Consider the following 309-nt stretch of genomic DNA (forward strand, 5'->3'; position numbering starts at 1 on the left):
ATCTGTGATCCGCACAGCCAAACAAAATCGTGTTGTCGTTGAAGTTGCACCCGGTAGCTTTAAATCGGTTGCCGTTGAACTGGGTCAAATTGGTGATGAAAATATTGAAATCCTCAATGGTCTTAACGAAGGAGACAAGATTGTTACGTCAGCCCAGTTCCTGATTGATTCACAGTCGAGCATTACTTCTGACTTTATGCGTATGGCGCCAGTTGCAGAGGCTAAGTCAGTTTGGGTTGAAGGAGAAATTCAAAGCGTGAACCACCAAAGCCGAGTGGTGAATATCGATCATCAACCTGTACCCGAGTG

1 pseudogene is annotated in these 309 nt (G+C 45.3%); it reads left to right on the forward strand.

The features are described from left to right. Window positions 1-309 (forward strand): annotated as a pseudogene (locus tag CWC11_RS21790) (efflux RND transporter periplasmic adaptor subunit); the annotation flags it as partial.

Origin of the sequence: Pseudoalteromonas sp. S3178, from assembly GCF_005886985.1 — a bacterium.
In the GTDB taxonomy this organism is placed as follows: domain Bacteria; phylum Pseudomonadota; class Gammaproteobacteria; order Enterobacterales; family Alteromonadaceae; genus Pseudoalteromonas; species Pseudoalteromonas carrageenovora.